This is a genomic window from Streptomyces europaeiscabiei (genome assembly GCF_036346855.1).
Taxonomy (GTDB): Bacteria; Actinomycetota; Actinomycetes; order Streptomycetales; family Streptomycetaceae; genus Streptomyces; species Streptomyces europaeiscabiei.
In genome coordinates this window covers 3,903,068-3,922,606 of sequence record NZ_CP107841.1, presented here as the reverse complement: position 1 = coordinate 3,922,606, position 19,539 = coordinate 3,903,068, and the positions used below count along the sequence as shown (strand labels likewise).

The 19,539-nt window shown below is 71.2% G+C and carries 18 protein-coding genes and 1 tRNA gene; 10 read left to right on the top strand and 9 right to left on the bottom strand.

All coding sequences use genetic code 11. The features are described 5' to 3' along the window. The first annotated feature begins 52 nt into the window (after window positions 1–52). The 5 genes from OG858_RS16970 (at window position 53) to OG858_RS16950 (ending at window position 4,911) form a co-directional block, all read left to right on the top strand. On the top strand, window positions 53–670 hold the full coding sequence (locus OG858_RS16970; RefSeq protein ID WP_328544753.1) for a lytic polysaccharide monooxygenase auxiliary activity family 9 protein: 618 nt from the start codon (window positions 53–55) through the stop codon (window positions 668–670). Between the two features lie 135 nt (window positions 671–805). Next, a complete protein-coding gene (locus tag OG858_RS16965; RefSeq protein ID WP_086748679.1) occupies window positions 806–1,276 on the top strand; it encodes a DUF3592 domain-containing protein in 471 nt (156 codons plus the stop codon). Between the two features lie 40 nt (window positions 1,277–1,316). Beyond that, window positions 1,317–2,963 carry a long-chain-fatty-acid--CoA ligase gene (locus tag OG858_RS16960; protein WP_328544754.1) on the top strand — a complete coding sequence of 549 codons (1,647 nt, stop codon included), beginning with the start codon at window positions 1,317–1,319 and terminating at the stop codon, window positions 2,961–2,963. A 71-nt stretch (window positions 2,964–3,034) separates the two neighbouring features. Next, entirely contained in the window at window positions 3,035–4,273 is a 1,239-nt protein-coding gene (locus OG858_RS16955) for a sensor histidine kinase (protein ID WP_328544755.1), read from the top strand. Further along, the gene (locus tag OG858_RS16950) at window positions 4,258–4,911 is read left to right on the top strand and encodes a response regulator (protein ID WP_086748681.1); all 654 of its coding nucleotides are present in this window, start codon (window positions 4,258–4,260) and stop codon (window positions 4,909–4,911) included. Before OG858_RS16955 ends, OG858_RS16950 begins: the two co-directional genes overlap by 16 nt. Window positions 4,912–5,049: 138 nt before the next feature. Here the strand turns inward: OG858_RS16950 and OG858_RS16945 are convergent. The 6 genes from OG858_RS16945 to ehuB all read right to left on the bottom strand — a co-directional run bounded on the left by OG858_RS16945 (window position 5,050) and on the right by ehuB (window position 9,453). Beyond that, window positions 5,050–5,123 (bottom strand) — tRNA-Lys (locus OG858_RS16945). A 115-nt stretch (window positions 5,124–5,238) separates the two neighbouring features. Beyond that, window positions 5,239–5,997: an IclR family transcriptional regulator gene (locus OG858_RS16940; RefSeq protein ID WP_086748682.1), complete on the bottom strand. Its 759-nt coding sequence runs from the start codon at window positions 5,995–5,997 to the stop codon at window positions 5,239–5,241. 214 nt (window positions 5,998–6,211) lie between these two features. Beyond that, window positions 6,212–6,988, bottom strand: a complete 777-nt coding sequence (gene ehuA / locus OG858_RS16935; RefSeq protein ID WP_086748688.1) for an ectoine/hydroxyectoine ABC transporter ATP-binding protein EhuA — start codon at window positions 6,986–6,988, stop codon at window positions 6,212–6,214. Between the two features lie 10 nt (window positions 6,989–6,998). After that, complete coding sequence (gene ehuD, locus OG858_RS16930) at window positions 6,999–7,649, bottom strand: ectoine/hydroxyectoine ABC transporter permease subunit EhuD (protein WP_086748683.1); 651 nt, start codon at window positions 7,647–7,649, stop codon at window positions 6,999–7,001. Continuing rightward, on the bottom strand, window positions 7,646–8,467 hold the full coding sequence (ehuC, locus tag OG858_RS16925) for an ectoine/hydroxyectoine ABC transporter permease subunit EhuC (RefSeq protein ID WP_319263722.1): 822 nt from the start codon (window positions 8,465–8,467) through the stop codon (window positions 7,646–7,648). Before ehuC ends, ehuD begins: the two co-directional genes overlap by 4 nt. A 50-nt stretch (window positions 8,468–8,517) precedes the next feature. Then, complete coding sequence (gene ehuB, locus OG858_RS16920; RefSeq protein ID WP_086748685.1) at window positions 8,518–9,453, bottom strand: ectoine/hydroxyectoine ABC transporter substrate-binding protein EhuB; 936 nt, start codon at window positions 9,451–9,453, stop codon at window positions 8,518–8,520. A 147-nt stretch (window positions 9,454–9,600) separates the two neighbouring features. Between ehuB and OG858_RS16915 the strand changes: the two genes are divergently transcribed. Continuing rightward, the gene (locus tag OG858_RS16915) at window positions 9,601–10,095 is read left to right on the top strand and encodes a DUF3830 family protein (RefSeq protein ID WP_319319667.1); all 495 of its coding nucleotides are present in this window, start codon (window positions 9,601–9,603) and stop codon (window positions 10,093–10,095) included. A gap of 284 nt (window positions 10,096–10,379) precedes the next feature. Here the strand turns inward: OG858_RS16915 and OG858_RS16910 are convergent, their stop codons facing one another. Further along, entirely contained in the window at window positions 10,380–11,789 is a 1,410-nt protein-coding gene (locus OG858_RS16910) for an amidase (RefSeq protein WP_319064927.1), read from the bottom strand. 20 nt (window positions 11,790–11,809) lie between these two features. After that, complete coding sequence (locus OG858_RS16905) at window positions 11,810–12,769, bottom strand: D-2-hydroxyacid dehydrogenase (protein ID WP_319064926.1); 960 nt, start codon at window positions 12,767–12,769, stop codon at window positions 11,810–11,812. Window positions 12,770–12,961: 192 nt separating this feature from the next. Here OG858_RS16905 and OG858_RS16900 point away from each other — a divergent pair, with 192 nt between their 5' ends. The 3 genes from OG858_RS16900 (at window position 12,962) to OG858_RS16890 (ending at window position 15,830) form a co-directional block, all read left to right on the top strand. Then, on the top strand, window positions 12,962–13,771 hold the full coding sequence (locus tag OG858_RS16900) for a maleate cis-trans isomerase family protein (protein WP_179200811.1): 810 nt from the start codon (window positions 12,962–12,964) through the stop codon (window positions 13,769–13,771). Further along, window positions 13,768–14,499 (top strand): maleate cis-trans isomerase family protein, encoded by a 732-nt coding sequence (locus OG858_RS16895; protein ID WP_086746852.1) that lies wholly within the window; start codon window positions 13,768–13,770, stop codon window positions 14,497–14,499. The genes OG858_RS16900 and OG858_RS16895 overlap by 4 nt, the downstream gene beginning before the upstream one ends. Window positions 14,500–14,714: 215 nt before the next feature. Continuing rightward, window positions 14,715–15,830, top strand: a complete 1,116-nt coding sequence (locus OG858_RS16890) for an LLM class flavin-dependent oxidoreductase (RefSeq protein WP_086746851.1) — start codon at window positions 14,715–14,717, stop codon at window positions 15,828–15,830. Window positions 15,831–15,858: 28 nt separating this feature from the next. On the opposite strand, the gene OG858_RS16885 is transcribed toward OG858_RS16890, so the two are convergent. After that, a complete protein-coding gene (locus OG858_RS16885; protein WP_408059410.1) occupies window positions 15,859–17,580 on the bottom strand; it encodes a putative bifunctional diguanylate cyclase/phosphodiesterase in 1,722 nt (573 codons plus the stop codon). A 537-nt stretch (window positions 17,581–18,117) separates the two neighbouring features. Between OG858_RS16885 and OG858_RS16880 the strand changes: the two genes are divergently transcribed. Then, window positions 18,118–19,512 (top strand): M6 family metalloprotease domain-containing protein, encoded by a 1,395-nt coding sequence (locus tag OG858_RS16880; protein ID WP_319064924.1) that lies wholly within the window; start codon window positions 18,118–18,120, stop codon window positions 19,510–19,512. The last annotated feature ends 27 nt before the right edge of the window (window positions 19,513–19,539 follow it).

Here is a 19,539-nt window from a genome sequence, read left to right as displayed (position 1 = left end):
GGGACTTGGTCTAGACCTGGAATCACCCCCACGTACTCCAGGGAGCGGCAGCATGCTCAATCACGCGCGGAACAGGACCAAGTGGTACGCGGCCATCGTGGGCCTCGCCACCACCGGAGCGCTCGTGCTCTCCAGTGGTGGCGCCACCGGCCACGGCTACACCGACCTCCCCGTCAGCCGGCAGAAGCTCTGTCAGAACGGCACCGTCACCAACTGCGGCGACATCCAGTGGGAGCCGCAGAGCGTCGAGGGTCCGAAGGGCTTCCCGGGCTCAGGGCCGGCTGACGGGCGGCTCTGCTCCGGTGGCAACAGCAGGTTCGGCCGGCTCGACGCGTCCACCAGGCCGGGCGGCGGCGCCTGGCCCACCTCCAGGGTGACGGGCAATCAGAACTACACCTTCCGTTGGCAGTTCACCGCCATGCACGCCACCACGGACTTCAAGTACTACGTCACCAAGGCGGGCTGGAACCAGAACCACGCCCTGGCCCGCTCCGACCTCAACCTCACTCCGTTCTTCACCGTCCCGTACAACGGCCAGCGCCCGCCGTCCACGCTCTCCCACACGGGCCGTCTGCCGTCCGGGCTGAGCGGCCACCACGTGATCCTCGCGGTCTGGACGGTCGCGGACACCACCAACGCGTTCTACGCCTGCTCGGACGTCACCTTCTGACGTCACCTTCCGAGCGTCGGCGCCACCCGGCCCCGCGAGTTCTGAGCATCCCTTGAGCTGCGCGGGGCCCCCACGCGGGTACGTTCCCCACACACCGCCGACCAGGGCGGCGGCCGAACTCCGGGGGAACGCACCATGGACGTCTTCTTCTACCTCATTCCCGTGGTCATGATGACCATCATCGGCTTCATGGCGTACCGGGTGCTGAGCCGCTGGCTGCGTATCAGAAGGGCCTGGAACAGCGGGCTGACGGCCGAGGCGCGCTGCCTGAAGACGTTCACGACGGTCAGCGAAGGCGTGGGTGAGCACAGCCGCGTGAGGACGACCATCCACCACGTGTACGAGTTCAGGACCCATGACGGCCAGGCCGTCCGCTTCGAGGAGGAGGACGGTCCGATGACGACGGTCGAGGGCGACTTCGTCACCGTGTACTACACCGACGGCCCCAACGTGGTCGCCACGGCCCACGCGCCCGGCCAGCGGGTCAAGCAGGCCGCGGCCGGCCTCGGCCTCCTGGCATTCCTCGGGGTGGCCTTCGCGTTCTGCGTCTTCTTCATGGTCACCTTCCACCAGTTCTCCACGGACTCCTCGTTCACGATGCCGTGACCCTCCTCAACTGACGAGCCGTCAACTACCGTGCGCCGACATGGAGTCCATCAGGCGCACGGTCGCACAGCTCGTCGCCGACCGGTGGGACGACCACCGACCCGGGCTGTGGTTCGAGGAACAGGTCCTGACCCACCACGAGGTCGCCGCCGGAGCCGCCGCCCGTGCGGCACTGCTCGCCGACCTCCTGCCGCCGGCCGCAGAACCGCACATCGGCGTCCTCCTCGACAACACCCCCGAATTCCCCCTGTGGTTGAGCGCGGCGGCCCTCGCGGGCGCCGCCGTCGCCGGGATCAACCACACCCGCAGGGGCCCCGAACTGGCCCGCGACATCCTGCACACCGAGTGCCGGGTACTGATCACGGAACGGGCCCACCTACCGCTTCTCGAAGACCTCGAACTTCCGGGCGTGCACGTACTGGTGACGGAGACCCAGTCCTACGCCGACCTCCTCGCCCCGCACGCCGGGGCCGCACCCGACCCGACGCGGGCCACCCCCGCCGACCGCCTCCTCCTCTACTTCACCTCCGGCTCCACCGGCGCCCCCAAGGCAGCGATCTGCTCCCAGGGACGGCTCGCCGCGGCCGGACGGGCGCTGGTGGACCGCTTCGGGGTGCGGCGGGACGACGTGCACTACATCTGCATGCCGATGTTCCACGGCAACGCGGTCATCGCCGACTGGGCCCCCGCGCTGGTCGCCGGGGCGGGGATCGCGCTACGGCGCCGGTTCTCCGCCTCCGGCTTCCTGGACGACGTACGGGCGTACGGGGCCACATACTTCACCTACGTCGGACGGGCCGTGCAGTACGTCCTCGCCACCGAGCCCCGCGCCGACGACCGCGACAACCCCCTGCGCATGGGCTTCGGCACGGAGGCGGGGGCGGTGGACGCGGCGGCGTTCGAGGAGCGGTTCGGGGTGCGGCTCGTGGAGGGGTACGGGTCGTCCGAGGGCGGGGCGGCGATCCAGCGGACGCCCGGGGCGCCCCCGGGCGCGATCGGGCGGGCGGCACCCGGCGACGACCTCGCGGTGGTCGACCCGCAGACGCGGAAGGAGTGCCCGCCGGCCCTCCTCGCCGACGACGGCCGTCTGCTCAACGGCACCGAGTCGATAGGGGAGTTGGTCAACCGTGGCCCCAACCCCTTCGAGGGCTACTGGCGCAACCCGGAGGCGGACGCCGCCCGCCGCCACGACGGCTGGTACTGGACCGGCGACCTCTTCTACCGCGACACCGGAGGCTTCCTCTACTTCGCCGGCCGCACCGACGACCGCCTCCGCGTCGACAGCGAGAACCTTGCCGCCGCCGTCATCGAGAACATCCTCGCCCGCTACGACGGAGCCGAGGCCGTCGCCGTCTACGCGGTCCCCGACCCGGTCGCCGGGGACCAGGTCATGGCGACCATCGCGGGTGCCTTCGACCCGGACGGCTTCGCCGAATTCCTCGTCTCCCAGCCCGACCTGGGCACGAAGATGACCCCCCGCTTCGTACGCGTTGTCCCGTCCATGCCCGTCACCGCCACCAACAAGATCCAACGAGCCACCCTCCGCCGCGAGGGCTTTTGCTGCCCGGACCCGGTCTGGTGGCGCCCGCCGGGGAAATGGGCGTACCGCAAGTTCTCCGCCGTGGATCTGGCGCGACTGGTGACGGAGTACCGGGAGCGGGGGCGGGAGGAGCTGCTGACGAGGTAGGGCTGGGCCTACCTCCGGAACGCCCCCTGCGCGTATGGCCGTTGCCCACCGCTCCCGCCTACCGTGACTCCATGATCCGAACGGTCGTACGGGATGTGGCGCGGGCGGTGGCCTACCTGCTGAGCGGTGTGCTGGTCGGCGGCCCCCTGCTGGTGGTGCTCCTGGTCCTGGGCACCCTGGGTCTCGCCCTGGCCCCGGTCCTCGTGGGCCTGCCGCTGCTCGCCGTGGCCGTCCTGTCGGGCATCCCCGTCGGCGCGCTCGAACGGCGGCGGCCGGCCCTCACCAGCGCCCCGCCGCTGCCCGACCCGCACGCCACCCCGGCCGAACCCGGTCTCGGCGCGTGGGCCCGGCTGCGGCTGACCGAGCGGGCGACCTGGCGGGAGTTGGCGTACACGGGGCTCCTCGGTTTCGTGCTGTGGCCGCTGGACGCGCTCGTGCTGTTCGGGGCGCTGGGCGTACCCGGCGCGATGATCGGGGCGCCCGTGCAGCTGGCGATGACGAGCAGTGCCAGCGGTGACGCGCGGATCGCCAAGCTCTGGCTGATCGACTCCTACGGCCAGGCCCTGCTGTGCACGGCCATCGGCGTCGTCCTCCTCCTCGCTCTGCTGTGGCCCCTCGTCCGGTACGCACGGGCCCGCGTCGCTCTCGCCCGGCTGCTGCTCGCGCCGAGCCAGGCGGAGGCGGAACGGAGGCTGGGCGAGGTGACGCGCTCACGGGCCCGGCTGGTGGCGGCCTTCGAGGCGGAGCGGCGCCGGATCGAGCGCGATCTGCACGACGGCGCCCAGCAGCGGCTCGTGTCCCTGAGCATGACCCTGGGCCTGGTCCGGCTCGACGCCCCGCCCGAACTTGCCGACCGGCTGGCCGCCGCCCATCGGGAGGCCGACGAAGTCCTGGGCGAACTGCGGGAGTTGATCCACGGCATCCATCCTCAGGTCCTCGCCGACTACGGCCTTCCGGACGCCCTCGCCGACGCGGCCGACCGTTCCGCCGTCCCCGTGGAACTGGACGTTGACCTCCCGCGGTTCGCCGACTCCGTCGAGTCCGCCGCGTACTTCGCGGTCCGGGAGGCGCTCGCCAACATCGGCAGGCACAGCGGGGCGGAACGGGCATGGATCGGCGGGCGGTACGCGGGCGGGCGGCTGCGGGTGGAGGTGCGGGACGACGGGACGGGCGGCGCCGACCCCGCGCGGGGCACGGGCCTGACCGGCCTCGCCGACCGGCTCGCCGTGCTCGATGGGAGACTGTCCGTCCACAGCCCGGCCGGCGGCCCGACCGTCCTGTCCCTGGAGATCCCGTGCCCGCAGCGCTGAAGATCGTGCTCGCCGAGGACAGCGTGCTGCTGCGGGAAGGACTCGTCGGCGTCCTGACCCGGTTCGGCCACGAGGTCGTCGCGGCGGTCGGGGACGCGGAGGCGCTGACGGCGGCCGTGACGTCGTACGCCCCCGACCTCGTCGTCACCGACGTGCGGATGCCGCCCGGCCTCACGGACGAAGGCCTGCGCGCCGCCCTCGAACTACGCGCGGCGGACCCCTCCCTGCCCGTCCTCGTCCTCAGCCAGTACGTCCAACGGGCCTACGCCGCCGAGCTGTTGGACACCGGCGACGGCACCGGCGTCGGCTATCTCCTCAAGGACCGCATCGGCCAGGTCGAACAGTTCGCGGAGGCGGTGCAGCGGGTCGCGGCCGGCGGCACGGTCGTCGACCCCGAGGTCGTACGGCAGCTGCTGCGGCGCCGGCGTGATCCGCTGACGGCGCTCACCCCGCGCGAGCGGGAAGTGCTGGCCCTGGTCGCCGAGGGCAAGTCGAACGGGGCGATCGCCCGCGCCATGGTCGTCACCGAGGCGGCCGTCGGCAAGCACATCGGCAACATCCTGGGGAAGCTGGACCTGCCGCCGGCGGCGGACACACATCGACGGGTGCTGGCGGTCTTGGCGTACCTGCGAGGCTGAGGCCCGCACGGCGGAAGGGGGTGTGGGTGGCGGAGCCCCCACGGCGCGCGGCGGAGCCGCGCAAAAACGACGATGGCGAGAACGACGATGGCGAGGCAGGTTCGCGCTTTCTGCGAACATGCCCCGCCATCGTCATTGTGCGCCGCCAGGGACTCGAACCCCGGACCCGCTGATTAAGAGTCAGCTGCTCTAACCAACTGAGCTAGCGGCGCAGACTCTGTCGCTCTTCCGCCTTCGGCGGCTGGCGACAGAGAAAATACTACCTGGTCCGTAGGGGTGCCTTCGACCAGTTAAACGTGAGCTGGATCTCCGTAGGTCCCCGCGTGTCTAGATCGCCAAGGAGAGCAGTACCGGTGCCGCTCCCCGGTTCAGCGTGTGCGCCGCCGCGCGCAACCGGTGCGCGTGTTCCAGAGGGAGCGACAGCGCGAGGCAGCCGACGGCGGAGCCCGCGGTGATGGGGACCGCCGCGCAGACCGTGCCCGGCGCGTACTCCTGGAGGTCGAGGACCGGGACCGTGGGTGTCTGGGCGTCGAGCTTGCTCAGCAGCACCTTCTCGTTGGTGATCGTGCGGGCGGTGAGCCGGGCCGGGCGGTGGCGCGAGAGATGGTCACGGCGGCCGTTGAGGTCGAGCTGCCCCAGCAGGCCCTTGCCGAAGGCGGTGGCATGGGCGGAGGAGCGGAAGTCGACCCACTCGTGGACCGCGGGCATGGCCGGGCCGTCGGCCCAGCCGGTGACCTGGATCTCGCCGTCCAGGTATCGGGTGATGTAGACGGCGGCGCCCACCGAGTCGCGCAGCCGGTCGAGGGTGTGCTGGAGCTGCTCGCGCAGGGCCTGGTCATGACCCTCCGCGGAGCCCAGCCGGGCGAACGCGGCACCGGTGACGTAGGCGCCGTCGGTGGTCTGCTCCACGTATCCCTCGCGACGTAGCATCCGCAGGAGCGCGGTCAGGCGCTCGCTGTCGACGCCGGTGCGACGGGCGATCTCGGCGTCGGTGACGCCACCTGCGTGCTGCGCCACCGTCTCCAGGACGCGCAGGGCGTCCTGGGCCGAGTGGTACGGCGCGGTCGGCTCGTGCTTGAGCGCCACGGTTTCCCCCTGCGCTTCTCGGGCCGTTTTTCGGACAGCTTGCCGTTTCCCACGATACGGCCCAAGAGCCCTGCGTGGAGGGGTTGTTCACGAGAAATTCCCCGGGCCCTCGGGCCTCCCAACTGCCGGACCAGCACTCTGGCATATGCCAAAGGCATGGCCCGGCGGGTGGACCTCGCATGTTCCCACGCGTTACCCCGTTCACTCGGTGTAGTCAGATGACCGCGCTCAGGAACTCGCGCGTTCGTTCGTGCGACGGATCGCCGAAGATCTGCTCGGGGCTGCCCGACTCGATCACCTGGCCAGAATCGAACATCAGAACTTGGTCCGAGATGTCCCGGGCGAAGTTCATCTCGTGGGTCACGCAGAGCATCGTGATGTCGGTGGTGCGGGCGATGTCGCCGAGCAGGTCGAGGACGCCCGCGACCAGCTCGGGGTCGAGCGCGGACGTCACCTCGTCGAGGAGCAGCACCTGCGGGCGCATCGCCAGCGCCCGCGCGATCGCCACCCGCTGCTGCTGCCCGCCGGAGAGCTGGCTCGGGTAGGAGTCGCACTTGTCGGCGAGCCCCACGAGGTCGAGCAGCTCGCGGGCGCGCGCCTCGGCCTCGTCCTTGGAGAGCCCGAGGACGTTGACGGGCGCCTCGGTGATGTTCCGCAGCACCTTCATGTTCGGGAAGAGGTTGAACTGCTGGAACACCATCCCGATGTTCTTGCGGACCTCACGGCACTGCTTGTCGCTCGCCGGGTACAGCTGCTGCCCGCCGACGGTGATCCGCCCCTCGTCGGGCTTGGTGAGAGTCATCAGCAGCCGCAGGATCGTCGTCTTGCCGGAGCCGGACGGGCCGATCAGCGTGACGTGCTTGCCGGCGTCGACCGAGAAGTCCAGCCGGTCGAGGACGGTGTTGCTGCCGAATCGTTTGGTCACGTTCTCGAAGCGGATCAGTTCACCGGTGTCGGCCGGACGTGTACCGGGCGACTCGGGTTCCTTCATCAGCGGGGTGTCAGCGGACAAGACGACGCTCCAGGGCTCGCAGGAGGAGGGAGGCGGGGTACGCGATGACGATGAAGGCGATGCCGACGGTCACGATGGCCTCGTTCATCTGGAAGGTCTGGGAGCCGAACTGGCGGGCCTCGCCGAGCATCTCCAGCACACCGATGGTCATCAGCATCGGCGAGTCCTTCAGCATCGCGATGACGTAGTTGCCGAGGGCGGGCACGACCCGGCGCAGCGCCTGCGGCAGGATCACCGCGGTCCAGGTGCGCGAGCGCGGCAGGCTGAGCGCCGTCGCCGCCTCCCACTGGCCGGCGGGCACCCCGTCGATACCGGCGCGGTACACCTCGGCGGTGTACGTCGAGTAGTGCAGCCCGAGGCCGAGCACGCCGGTGGCCAGCGCGGACAGGGTCAGGCCCCACTCGGGCAGTACGTAGAAGAGGAAGAACAGCTGGACCAGCAGCGGGGTGTTGCGGATGAACTCCGTGACCGCCTTGACCGGCCAGCGCACCACCTTCAGCTTCGAGCGCTGGGCGAGGGCCCAGACCAGGCCGAGGGAGAAGGCGAGCAGTGCGCCCCAGAGAAGGGCTTGCAGGGTGACCAGTACGCCGTCCCGGAAGGCCGGCATGAAGTCGCCCAGTGTGGACCAGTCCCACTTCATGAGGCACCTCCGGGGGCGGACGTCTTCGCGGCCGTTCCTGTTCCCGTTCCTGTTCCCGCACCCGCTGCGGCCAGGTCCTGGGGGCGCCCGGCGACGGCCTCGCGCGGCCCGGGGACGCCCTTCGCGGGGGCCCGGCCGACGCCGGCCTTGGCCCGCCGCTCGACCTGCCGCATCACCCGGGTGATGGCGAAGGCGAGGACGAAGTACATGACGAGGATCACCGTGTAGACGGGCGCGCTCTGCCCGGTGGCGTTGCGCACCAGCTGGGCGGCGAACGTCGTGTCGGCGACACCGAGCACGGACACCAGGGCCGTGCCCTTCAGCAGCTCGATGAGCAGATTGCAGAAGGGCGGCACCATCTCCGGCCAGGCCTGCGGCAGCACGATCTTCCGCATCCGCTGGGCGGGCGTGAAGCTCAGCGCCACCCCCGCCTCGCGCTGCGCCGCCGGCACCGCGGCCACCGCGCCCCGCACGATCTCCGAGCCGTACGCGCCGTACGTGCAGCCGAGGGTGAGCACGGCGGCCCACATCGGGACGAGCTGCCAGCCGAAGGTCAGTGGCACCACGAAGAACACCCAGATCATCAGGACCAGGGCGGAGGTGCCGCGGAAGATCTCGAAGTACGCGCCCGCCACCAGCCGCACGATCCACAGCCGGTGCTGCCGGGCGAGCCCCACGGCGAAGGCGACGGCCGCACCGAGGGCCGCGCCGTACACGGTCAGCTGGACGGTGATCCACACACCGCGCAGGAGCAGTTCCCACAGGCCCGAGCTGAAGGTGAATCCGTCGAGGAAACCGGCGGCGGTCACCTCGTTCATGGCGCTCACGGCACTCACGGAACCCATGGCGGTCATGTCGTTCATGGCACTCATGGGCGGCACTTCTCCTCTGCCCTGATGTCGGTCATCTGGTCCTTCGTGAACCCGAAGGGCCGCATGACCTCCAGCAGCTCCCCGCTCCGCTTCATCTTGTGCAGCTCGCGGTTGAAGGCGTCCCGAAGATTCCGCTCGGGCATGCGGAACGCGAACCCGCCGACGTCGACGACCGGCTTGCCGTCCACGATCGGGGTGACCTCGTCGGTCGCCTCCGCCTTCGTGCTCCCGGTCTGCTCGACCACGTTCCGCACGGTGACGGCGGTGCCCGCGAACACGTCGACCCGGCCCTGTTCGACGGCGAGGAGACCGGCCAGCTGGTCGGGCAGGGTGTCGATCTTCTTCACCCCGGCCGCTTCGGCGTAGTCGATCTCCGCGTAGCCGATGCCGGTCGCCATACGGGCCCCGGTCCGCGCGATGTCGGCGTAGGTGCGCAGCTTCTTCGGGTTCCCCTTGGGCACGATGAAGGCGTCCTTCATCTGGTACTCGGGGTCGGCGAAGAGCACCTGCTCACAGCGCTCCGGGTTGATGTACATGCCGGCGGCGACCACGTCGAACTGCAGGGAGTTCAGCCCGAAGATCAGCGAACCGAACTCGGTCGGGAACGGTTCGACGTGATCGACGCCGAGTCTGCGGAAGATCCGCGTCGCGATGGCCGGCGCGGAGCCCGTGATCTCGCCGTCCTTGCCTATGTAGCCGTACGGCTGCTCACCCGCGATGCCCAGCCGGACGGTGCCCTTCGCCCGCAGCTGCTGCAACAGCTGTCCGCCGTCGCCGGTGTCCGCGGTCGCCACCCGGCTGCACCCGCTGCTCGCACCGACCACCGCGCCCGTACTGACCAGGGCTGCGGTGCCGGTGAGCAGGGTGCGGCGGGGGATGCCGGGTCTGCTGGGATGTCGGCTTTTCCTGTCGTGTGCGTGCAATCGAGCCATGGCCGCGCGGCTACCCGAGGCGGCAACGGGTATGCCAGGTCTTTTCCGGTCCTTCACGCACCGGTGCCCGCGGCGAACGGTCGGGGTTGAGGCCCGGGCCACGGGGCAGGCGCCACCGGACGGACGTGATGATGCAAGGAGGCGTCGATGGCGGAACGGCACGTCGAGATCGCGCTCGACCGGCGCGGGGTCCGCTGCACGGCCCGGTTGCTGGACGACCGCGCGCCGGTCACCTGCGCGGCGGTGTGGGACGCCCTGCCCCTGTCCGGTGACGTCTACCACGCCAAGTACGCCCGCAACGAGATCTACGCCCTCTTCCCACCCTTCGCCGACCGCGAGCCGCCCCTGGAGAACCCCACCGTCACGCCCATCCCCGGCGACCTCTGCTACTTCTCCTTCGCCGGCACGGAACTGGCGACGAACGCGTACGGCTACGACCGCGAGGTCCGCCCCGGCACGACCCTCGTCGACCTGGCCCTCTTCTACGAACGCAACAACCTGCTGCTCAACGGCGATGTGGGCTGGGTGCCGGGCATCGTCTGGGGCCAGGTGATGTCGGGCCTGGACGAGATGGCGGAGGCGTGCAACGACCTGTGGAGGGCGGGGGCGCTGGGGGAGAGCCTGCGGTTCAGCCGGGCATGACGGTGCGGGGCGCCCAATGGCCCGGGGGTGCGGGAGCGTCGGCGGGTGCGGGTGGGTTCGTGGTCGCTCGCGCAGTTTCCCGCGCCCCTGAAAGACCAGGTCCTGTGGGCCTGACAGACATCGGCCCTGCGGGCCGAAAAGCACGGGGCGCAGCCCCTGCTCTTCAGGGGCGCGGGGAACTGCGCGACCAACCACACGCCACCCGCACCCGACAACGCACCCCCCCTCGGGGTCGAAGGGGCAGCGCCCCTGGGGGATGGGACGGGTAGGGGCGGCGGGGGCGATCAAAGCCGGGGCGGCACCACCCCCGCAACCCCCGCCTCGTACAACGCATGCCCCACCCGCAACACCACATCATCCCGATGCCGAGCCGCCACCACCTGAACCCCCACCGGCAGCCCACCCCCATCCACCCCCACAGGCACACTCGCCGCAGGCTGCTGCGTCAGGTTGAACGGATACGTGAACGGCGTCCACCCCGTCCACCGCCGATGCCCGGACCCACCCGGCACCTCCACCCCCGCCTCGAAGGCCGTCACGGGCAGGGCGGGCGTGACCAGCACGTCGTACCGCTCATGGAAGGCCCCCATCCGCCGCCCGAGATCCATCCGCACATCCACCGCAGCCAGATAGTCCAGCGCGGACAGCCGCGCCCCGAGATCCCGGATCTCCCGCAACCCGGGGTCCAGCACCGTCCGCTCACGCGCCCCCAGCCGCTGCGTCACCCGCGCCGCCCCGCTGAACCACAGCGTGTGGAACGCCTCGACGGGATCGGAGAAGTCGGGGTCGGCCTCGGTGACGTACGCCCCCAGCCCGGCGAGCCCCTCCACGGCCTGCCGCACCGCGAGGGCGACGTCCGGCTGTACGGCGACCTGCCCGCCCAGCGACGCCGAGTACGCGACCCGCAGCCCCCGCACCCCACCGGCGAGCGCGTCCACGAAGGACCCGGGCGCCGGCCCGAGCCCCGACCAGTCCCGCGTGTCGGGCCCGGAGACGACGTCCAGCATCAGCGCGGCGTCCGCCGCGTCCCGTGTCAGCGGCCCCACATGGGCCAGCGTGCCGAAGGCGCTCGCGGGATACAGCGGCACCCGCCCGTACGTCGGCTTCAGCCCGAACACCCCGCAGAAGGCGGCCGGGATACGGACGCTGCCACCCCCGTCCGTGCCCAGCGCCAGCGGCCCCGCCCCGAGCGCCACGGCCGCCGCGGCGCCCCCGCTGGAGCCCCCGGCCGTACGCGAGAGGTCGTACGGATTCCGCGTCACCCCGCTCAGCGGCGAGTCGGTGACGCCCTTCCAGCCGAACTCGGGTGTCGTGGTCTTCCCCAGGAAGACGGCACCGTGCTCGCGCAGCCGGGCCACGGAGGGCGCGTCCTCGTCCCAACCACCCGCAGCCGAGATCGTTCTGGAGCCCTTCAGCGTCGGCCCGCCCCGCATCAGCAGGATGTCCTTCACCGTGACCGGCACCCCGTCCACCGCCCCGGCCGGCTCCCCGCGCCGCCAGCGCCCCTCCGACTCCCGCGCCTGGGCGAGGGCCGGCTCGGCGTCAAGGCGCACGAACGCGTTCACGTCAGGCTGCACCCGCTCGGCCCGCTCCAGCGTCGCCCGCGCCACCTCCACGGGGCTGAACTCGCCCTTGCGATACCCCTCGACGAGTCGTACGGCGGACAGCTCCGTCAATCGCGTCGGCTCCGACATGTGGCCCCTCCCAGGGGAGTTCAGTGTCCGGGTACGTACCCGCGCTGCTTGTCGACCACATTGGGAAGCGGTTTTCCCGCCTCCCACAGCTCGAACAACTCCACGAACTGGGCGCCGAGTTCGTCCCGCCACCCCACCGTGTCCCCGCTCATGTGGGGAGAGACGATCAGCCCCGGCACCTCCCACAGCGGATCGTCGGGACCCAGCGGTTCGCGCTCGAACACATCCAGCGCCGCCCCCGCGATCCACCGCTTCCGCAGCGCCTCGACGAGCGCGTCCTCCACCACGAGCTGCCCACGCCCCACATTCACGAACCGTGCGGACGGCTGCATGACCCCGAACCGCCGGGCGTCGAACATGCCGTACGTGGCCTCCGTCAGCGGCGCGGCCGCGATCACCCAGTCGGCGCGGGCCAGCAGCCGGTCGAGGTCCTCCGGACCGTGGACGCCGGCGCGCGCGGCCCGGCCGACCAGGGCCGTATGGAGGCCGAGGGCCTTGAGATGGCGTGCGACGGCCCGACCGATCGGCCCGGACCCCACCACACAGGCCCGCCCGCCCGCCACCCGCAGCGTCTCCCGGTGCCGCCACTCCCGCCGCCCCTGCAACTCCCAGCTGCGCGGCAGATCCTTGGCCATGGCCAGGACGAGCGCGGCGACGTACTCGGCGATCGGCGCGTCGAAGACCCCGCGCGCGTTCGTCACCACCGTGTCCTCGTCGGCGGCGAGCCCGGGGCCCAGCAGATGGTCGACGCCCGCGCTCGCCGTGTGCACCCAGCGCGGCCGGGGCCCGTCGCCCGGCCAGACGTCCCGCACCGCGCGGGACGCGAAGTCCCACACCAGGAGCACATCGGCGTACGGCAGCCGCTCGGCCAGCGTCGAGGCGTCCACGTACTCGATCGTGGCCCGCCCGGTGAGCCGTCCGAGCCGGGGACGCGGCTCGGTGTCGAGGACGAGGAGGTGCGGGCGATGCGACGAGGTCATAGGCGTAAGACACCAATCACAAAAGACAGATCACAAAAGACAGATCACAAACGGAAGCGGCTCTACCGGCCCCACGGGATGCGTGTGACATGCACTGATTGACCACGCTCGCACCCGAACCTACCTTCGTCAACACGGACTTGCGCACGGTCTGTCGTCCACACTTCTCTCTCCGTGAGGCCGGTGGCTGTCATGAACGTCTCCTTCCTCGGTGGGCCCCGGCCGCAGCGCGGCGTCGGTGTCATCGCCCCGTTCGACTTCGCCCTCGACCGCGAGCTGTGGCGCTGGGTCCCGGACGATGTCTCCCTCCATCTCACCCGGACCCCGTACGTCCCGGTCGAGGTGAGCCTCGACCTCGCCCGGCTGGTCTCCGAGCACGAGACGCTCCACGATGCGGTCCGGGCCCTCAACGAGGTCGCGCCCGAGGTCGTGGCCTACGCCTGCACCAGTGGCAGCTTCGTCGGCGGGGTCGCGGGGGAGCGCGCGATGGGGGAGGCGATGACCCGCGCGGGCGCCGCGCACGCGGTCACCACCTCGGGCGCGATGCTCGCCGCCCTGGCCGAGCTGAACGCGCGCCGTGTCGCGCTGGTCACCCCGTACACCGACTCGGTCACCCAGTCCCTGGAGGAGTACCTCGCGGAGGCGGGCGTCCAGGTCATCGGCCGGGCCTCGCTCGGCCTGGTCCGGCACATCTGGAAGGTTCCGTACCACGATGTGGTCGCCATGGCCCATCGCGCGGTCCGCTCGGCGACGCCGGACGCCCTCTTCATCTCGTGCACCAACCTCCCCACGTACGACGTCATCCCCCAGCTGGAAGCGGAACTGCGGATGCCCGTTCTCTCGGCCAACCAGGTGACGATATGGGCGGCGCTGCGTCATCTGGGTACCCGGGCGGTGGGTCCGTACCAGGCTCTGCTCGACGAGTCGGCCAGGCAGACGTTCGGTGCGGGACCTGTTCCGCCACCGCCGGTACTGCCGGAAGAACAGGAAGGTTGGGCATGACCGCACTCGGTTTCCTCTACCCGGGCCACTCCGCCGAGGACGACTATCCGCGTATGGAACAACTGCTCGGCAGTGACATCCGGGTGGACGTGGTGCACACCGACATCGGTGAGGACGCCCACCGCGTGGACGCCCTGCGCGAGATGGGCGCACCCGAACGACTGGCCGCCGGCTGCGAGGCCCTGCGCCTCTCCGGCGCGGAAGCCGTCGTCTGGGCCTGCACCAGCGGCAGTTTCGTCTACGGCTACGAAGGCGCCCACGACCAGATCCGCGCCCTCGCCCGCGCGGCGGGCCTCCCCGCCTCCTCCACCTCCTTCGCCTTCGCCCACGCGGCGCGGGAGGTGGGCGCCACCAGGGTGGCCGTCGCGGCGACCTACCCCGACGACATCGCCCGGCTCTTCGTCGACTTCCTGGCGGCGGCAGGCGTGGAAGTCCTGTCGGTGCGGGGCGCGGGCATCATCACGGCGGCGGAGGTGGGCACCTGGGGCCTCGACGAGACCCTCGCCCTGGCCCGTTCGGCCGACCACCCCGAAGCCCAGGCCCTCCTCCTCCCGGACACGGCGCTCCACACGGCCTCCCACATCCCCACCCTGGAGAAGGAACTCGGCAAACCGGTCCTCACCGCCAACCAGGTCACGGTCTGGGAGGCCCTGAGGCTGGCGGACAGGAGGGTCAACGCCCCGGAACTGGGGGCCTTGTTCACACGGGAACCGATCGTGCAGGTCTAGTTTCCGGGCGGGAGTCCCGCGCCCCGTTCCCAGGGGCGCGGGGAGCTGCGCGACAAGCCCCCACCGAACCCGCGCCTCGGGGTCGGAGGGACGCAGCCCCTGGGGACGGGACGGGTAGGGGCGGGTAGGGGCGGCGGGTGCGGGGAATAAACGGAGCCACCCTCCTGTTAGTCCCGACCGTAGCCACCACCGATCCGTCCGCAGGAGGCCCCACCGTGACCACAGACGAGATACGAGGCGAAGCCAAGGGCACCGCCCCGGTCCCTCTCTCCGTCCTCGACCTGGTCACGGTAGGCGCCGGCCGCACAGCCACGGACGCCCTGCGCACCAGCGTCACCCTCGCCCGCCAGACAGAAGACCGCGGCTACCACCGCTACTGGGTGGCCGAACACCACTCCATGCCCGGCGTCGCCTCGTCCTCCCCGGCCGTGATCCTCGCCCACCTCGCCGCCCACACCACCCGCATCCGCCTCGGATCGGGCGGCGTGATGCTCCCCAACCACGCCCCCCTGGTCATCGCGGAGCAGTTCGGCACCCTCGAAGCGATGGCCCCCGGCCGTGTCGACCTCGGCCTCGGCCGCGCCCCCGGCACGGACGGCGCCACCGCAGCCGCCCTCCGTCGCTCGGCCCGCCTTCACGAAGGCGCCGACGACTTCCCCGAACAGCTCGCGGAGCTGATCCGTTTCCTCGACGACGACTTCCCGGACGGCCACCCCTACCGCCGTGTCCACGCGGTCCCGGGCCCCATCCAGAGCACCTCACCCGGCGGCGTCCAGTCCCCGCACCGCCCCCCGGTCTGGCTGCTCGGCTCCTCCGGCTTCAGCGCCCGCCTGGCCGGCTCCCTCGGCCTTCCCTTCGCCTTCGCCCACCACTTCTCCGCGCGGAACACGATTCCGGCGCTCGACCTGTACCGCGAGTCGTTCCGCCCCTCGCCGGTTCTCGACGCCCCGTACGCGCTGATCGGCGTCTCGGCTCTCGCCGCGGACGAGGAGAAGGAGGCCCGCCGCCAGGTCAGGGCCGCCGCGCTCAACATGGTCCGCCTGCGCACCGGCCGCCCCGGCCTCGTCCCGACGCCGGAGGAGGCGGAGGCGTACGAATTCAGCGTGGTCGAACAGGACTTCATCGACTCCTGGAACGCCGATGTCGTCCACGGCACCGTCGACGAGGTCCGCACCCGCCTCGACGACCTCCAGAAGCGCACCGGCGCCGACGAGCTGATGCTCACCAGCCACGCCCACAGCCCCGACCTGCGTCTGCGCTCGTACGAACTGATCGCGGACGCCTACGACCTGCCGCGCGTCCCCCGTACCGAAGCCGAACCGCAGGCCTGATCGGAGCACCTGGGCCCCTCAGGCTCCTTCAGGCCTGAGGGCAGGCCGCCGCCCCCAGCAGTTCCGCGATCCGTTCCGGCGACACCGCGCGGGAGTACAGCCACCCCTGCCCGGTGTCGCAGCCGAGCCGGCGCAGCCGGGAGGCCTGCGCGTCGGTCTCCACGCCCTCCGCCGTGACCGACAGCCCGAGCCGGTGGGCGAGCTGGACGAGGGCCTCGACGATGATCTCGTCGGCGGGGTTGGGCTGCCCGTCGTCCCCGGCGGCCCCGCTCTCCTCCCCGCTCTCGTACTGGAACCCCCGTACGAACGCCCCGTCCAGCTTCAGCACCGACACCGGCAGCCGGCTCAGGTACGCGAGGTTGGAGTACCCGGTGCCGAAGTCGTCGATGGCGATGCGTACGCCCATGTCGCTGAGCGCCTTGAGGGCCTGCAGCGGGCGGCCGGCGGAGCCCATGAGCGCGGACTCGGTGAGCTCAAGCTGCAGCAGGTGCGGGGCGAGGCCGGTCTCCGCGAGGATCTCGGCGACGTCGGCGACCAGGTCGGAGTCCCAGACCTGGCGGACGGCGACGTTCACACTGACGAAGATCGGCGCCCGGTCGGGGTGGTCGATCTGCCAGCGACGGGCCTGCCGGCAGGCGGTGGCCAGAATCCACCGCCCGAGCTGGACGATCGAGCCGTCCTCCTCGGCCAGTGAGATGAACCGATTCGGCGTCAACAGGCCGAACTGCGGGTGATGCCAGCGCACCAGCGCCTCGACCCCGCGCACCTCGCCCTGCGCCATGCCCACCAGCGGCTGGTAGTCCAGGACGAACTCGCCCCGTCCGACGGCCGCCCGCAGCGTCGACGACAGGGCCTGACGGGTCATCCGGTGGGCGTTGCGCTCCGGGTCGAACAGCGTCCAGCGGGCCTTGCCGTCGGCCTTCGCCCAGTACAGCGTCGTGTCGGCGGCCTGCATCAGCCCCGTCGCCGTCGTGCTCGCCGACTGCCGCTCGACCACCCCGATCGACGCGGAGACGGACAGCCGCTGACCGGCCAGGTCGAAGGGCGCCTGGAGGGCCTTGAGGACCGAGTCGGCCAGGTCGGCGAGTTGCTCCGTGCCGGTGGAGTCCTCCACGAGCAGCGCGAACTCGTCACCACCGAGTCTGGCCACCAGCGGCGCCCCGGCGGCCGTACCGGCCGTGCGCAGGAGGGCGGCCTCGTCGGCGCAGCGGGTGAGCCGCTCGGCGACGGCCGTGAGGAGCCGGTCGCCGACACGGTGGCCGAGGGTGTCGTTGACCGCCTTGAATCCGTCCAGGTCCAGATAGACCAGGCCGATCCGGCCGGTGCCGACCTCGTCGTACGCCTCCCGTTCGAGGGCGGCGGAGAGCTGTTCGAAGAAGAGGGTGCGGTTGGGGAGCCGGGTCACCGGGTCGTGCATCTGCAGGTGACGAAGCCTGGCCTGAAGCTGGCGGTTGGCGCTGATGTCGGCGACCGAGAGGAGCACCGCCCGCTCCTCCTCGGGCAGCGGCGCCACCGACACCTGCACCCACAGCCAGGCCCCGTCCGGCTGTTTCAGTCGGCGTGTACAGCGCAGCCGGGCCTGCCGGCCGCGCAGCACCTCGCGGTAGGCGTGCCAGGTCCGGGTGTCCGAGGCGAGGTCCACCAGGTCGGCGGCGACCCGTCCGACCAGCGGTTCCCCACCCGTACCCAGCAGCGTCCCCATCGCCCCGTTGGCGGTGACGACCAGCCCGTCCCGGTCGACGACGGCCATGGCGAGCGGCGCGACGGAGAACGCGGCGGGTGCCGTGGGACTCTCCCCCGACGGCGGGGACGACTGAACTGACGCATTGGCGTGACGTTCTGTAATCGCCGGCCGGACGAGGTCTGCCGCGGGCCCCGGCCCTTGGGACGTTCCGCTCACCGTTCGCTCCCGCAGTGCACTCGTTTTCGTACGGATCTCATGTGTCTCGTCGGAGCGGCCGAACCAAGTAGGCAGGGCGCTCATAGCCGTGTCCGTGCAGGAAAGTGTGCCGATCATAGAGGCTGGCCCCGAGGCCTTCTAGCCACTCTCCAGTCTCCCTGAACAACGACCTGATCTGACAGATCGTTTCTGCCCCGAGCTGAACGGCTTCCCCGCTCCGTCGACTGCTTGTGACGTTCCGTGAGTGCCCGGGGTGTCGGCCATTGGGGGCGATCCGGCTCCTTCTCGCCTGTTCCTCACTCTTCTGGTGCAGAGAAACAGGGCAAAGTACTACTAATTCCGAAAATCTGGACGCGGTGTTCACAAGATCCGCATCCGGAGGTCTCCGTGCAGCGTCCGCTCCCCTGGAAGGAACTGCTCGGCGACCGGGCGCCCGCTCTGCGCAGTACAGCGGCCATGCTCACCTCCCTCACCGCACTCGCCGCGACCTCTTTGATCGCTGCCCCCTCCGCCGTACCGCTGTCGGAGCCGTGCACGCTGCGACGCACCCAGGCGCATCACTCGGAGGGCCTCGACACCTGGAACTCCGCCTATCCGCGCCCCACCCGCGACCTCGACGCCGTACTCGTATTCTTGTCATTCCCGGACGCGGCCCCTCTCACCACACCGGCCGAGCTGACCGCGGATCATTTTCCGGCCACCAGTGAGTTCTTCGAACGCGCCTCGTACGGAAAGTTCGCACTCCGCCCCCATCCGCGCCGCGAGTGGCTGGAGATGCCCCAGCCGTCGACGGCGTACGCCATACGGCGAGACTGGAACGCGGCGCACCGGGCCGCCTACCTCAGGGACGCCCTCGCCACGGCCGACCCGCACGTCGACTTCTCCCGCTACGACATCGTGTACTTCGTCGCCGACCCCCACGCGCCCGGCGTCGACTCGGACGCGACGAAGGTGGTCAACCTCGAAACCCCGCTGGAGGTCGACGGCACGGGCCTCCGCCGGGTCGTCACCGTGTTCGAGCGACACCCCCCGGACCGCCTCGTCCTCGCCCATGAGACCGGCCACGTCTTCGACCTCCCCGACCTCTATCACCGCCCCGCCGACGGCAAGGGCGACTGGGACACCCATGTCGGCGACTGGGACCTCATGGGCAGCCAGTTCGCCCTGGCCCCGGACCTGTTCGCCTGGCACAAGTGGAAGCTGGGCTGGCTGGAACCGCGCCAGGTGACGTGCGTACGGGGGGTGGGGAGCACCCGGTTGACGCTGGAGGCGGTGGGAGCGGGACCGCGGGGGGCGTACGAAGGGGAGACGGGAGCGGCCGAGGTGGGCGAGGCCGAGGGTGGTGAGGTCGTCGGGCGTGCGGGTGGTGCCGGTGTCGTCGGCGGTGGCGCTGGGAGCGCGGGCGGGATGGTGGCCGGTGTCGGGGTGCGGACCTTCGGGGCCGGACGGGGTACGAAACTGGCGGTCGTCCGTACGGGTCCCGACAGCGCGCTCGCGATCGAGGCGCGGGGTGCGGTCGGCAACGACGGTTCCGTCTGCACGCAGGGCGTCCTCGTCTACCGCATCCGCAGCGGCGCCGAGTCCGGCGGCGGCCCCATCGAGGTCCTCGACGCCCATCCGCGCACCGAGGCCTGCTGGGAGGACTCCGTGTACCCGCCCCTCGCGGACGCACCGGTGGGTGTGGGGGAGAGCTTCACGGTGCCGGGGGAGGCCGTACGGGTCGAGGTGGAGGGGCGCACGGCGACCGGGGCGTGGGCGGTCCGGATCGTGACGGGGCGATAGGGACCGTTGCGGGGCGATAGGGGTCGG

What these genes read in the sequence shown, in the direction of transcription:
- ehuD (WP_086748683.1), bottom strand. Translation starts at nt 7,649, where the DNA reads ATGAAGTGGGACTGGTCCACACTGGGCGACTTCATGCCGGCCTTCCGG.
- OG858_RS16895 (WP_086746852.1), top strand. Translation starts at nt 13,768, where the DNA reads ATGACCGCACTCGGTTTCCTCTACCCGGGCCACTCCGCCGAGGACGAC.
- OG858_RS16955 (WP_328544755.1), top strand. Translation starts at nt 3,035, where the DNA reads ATGATCCGAACGGTCGTACGGGATGTGGCGCGGGCGGTGGCCTACCTG.
- ehuC (WP_319263722.1), bottom strand. Translation starts at nt 8,467, where the DNA reads ATGAACGAGGTGACCGCCGCCGGTTTCCTCGACGGATTCACCTTCAGC.
- OG858_RS16970 (WP_328544753.1), top strand. Translation starts at nt 53, where the DNA reads ATGCTCAATCACGCGCGGAACAGGACCAAGTGGTACGCGGCCATCGTG.
- ehuB (WP_086748685.1), bottom strand. Translation starts at nt 9,453, where the DNA reads ATGGCTCGATTGCACGCACACGACAGGAAAAGCCGACATCCCAGCAGA.
- OG858_RS16905 (WP_319064926.1), bottom strand. Translation starts at nt 12,769, where the DNA reads ATGACCTCGTCGCATCGCCCGCACCTCCTCGTCCTCGACACCGAGCCG.
- OG858_RS16885 (WP_408059410.1), bottom strand. Translation starts at nt 17,580, where the DNA reads ATGGCCGTCGTCGACCGGGACGGGCTGGTCGTCACCGCCAACGGGGCG.
- OG858_RS16960 (WP_328544754.1), top strand. Translation starts at nt 1,317, where the DNA reads ATGGAGTCCATCAGGCGCACGGTCGCACAGCTCGTCGCCGACCGGTGG.
- OG858_RS16910 (WP_319064927.1), bottom strand. Translation starts at nt 11,789, where the DNA reads ATGTCGGAGCCGACGCGATTGACGGAGCTGTCCGCCGTACGACTCGTC.
- OG858_RS16915 (WP_319319667.1), top strand. Translation starts at nt 9,601, where the DNA reads ATGGCGGAACGGCACGTCGAGATCGCGCTCGACCGGCGCGGGGTCCGC.
- OG858_RS16900 (WP_179200811.1), top strand. Translation starts at nt 12,962, where the DNA reads ATGAACGTCTCCTTCCTCGGTGGGCCCCGGCCGCAGCGCGGCGTCGGT.
- ehuA (WP_086748688.1), bottom strand. Translation starts at nt 6,988, where the DNA reads ATGAAGGAACCCGAGTCGCCCGGTACACGTCCGGCCGACACCGGTGAA.
- OG858_RS16965 (WP_086748679.1), top strand. Translation starts at nt 806, where the DNA reads ATGGACGTCTTCTTCTACCTCATTCCCGTGGTCATGATGACCATCATC.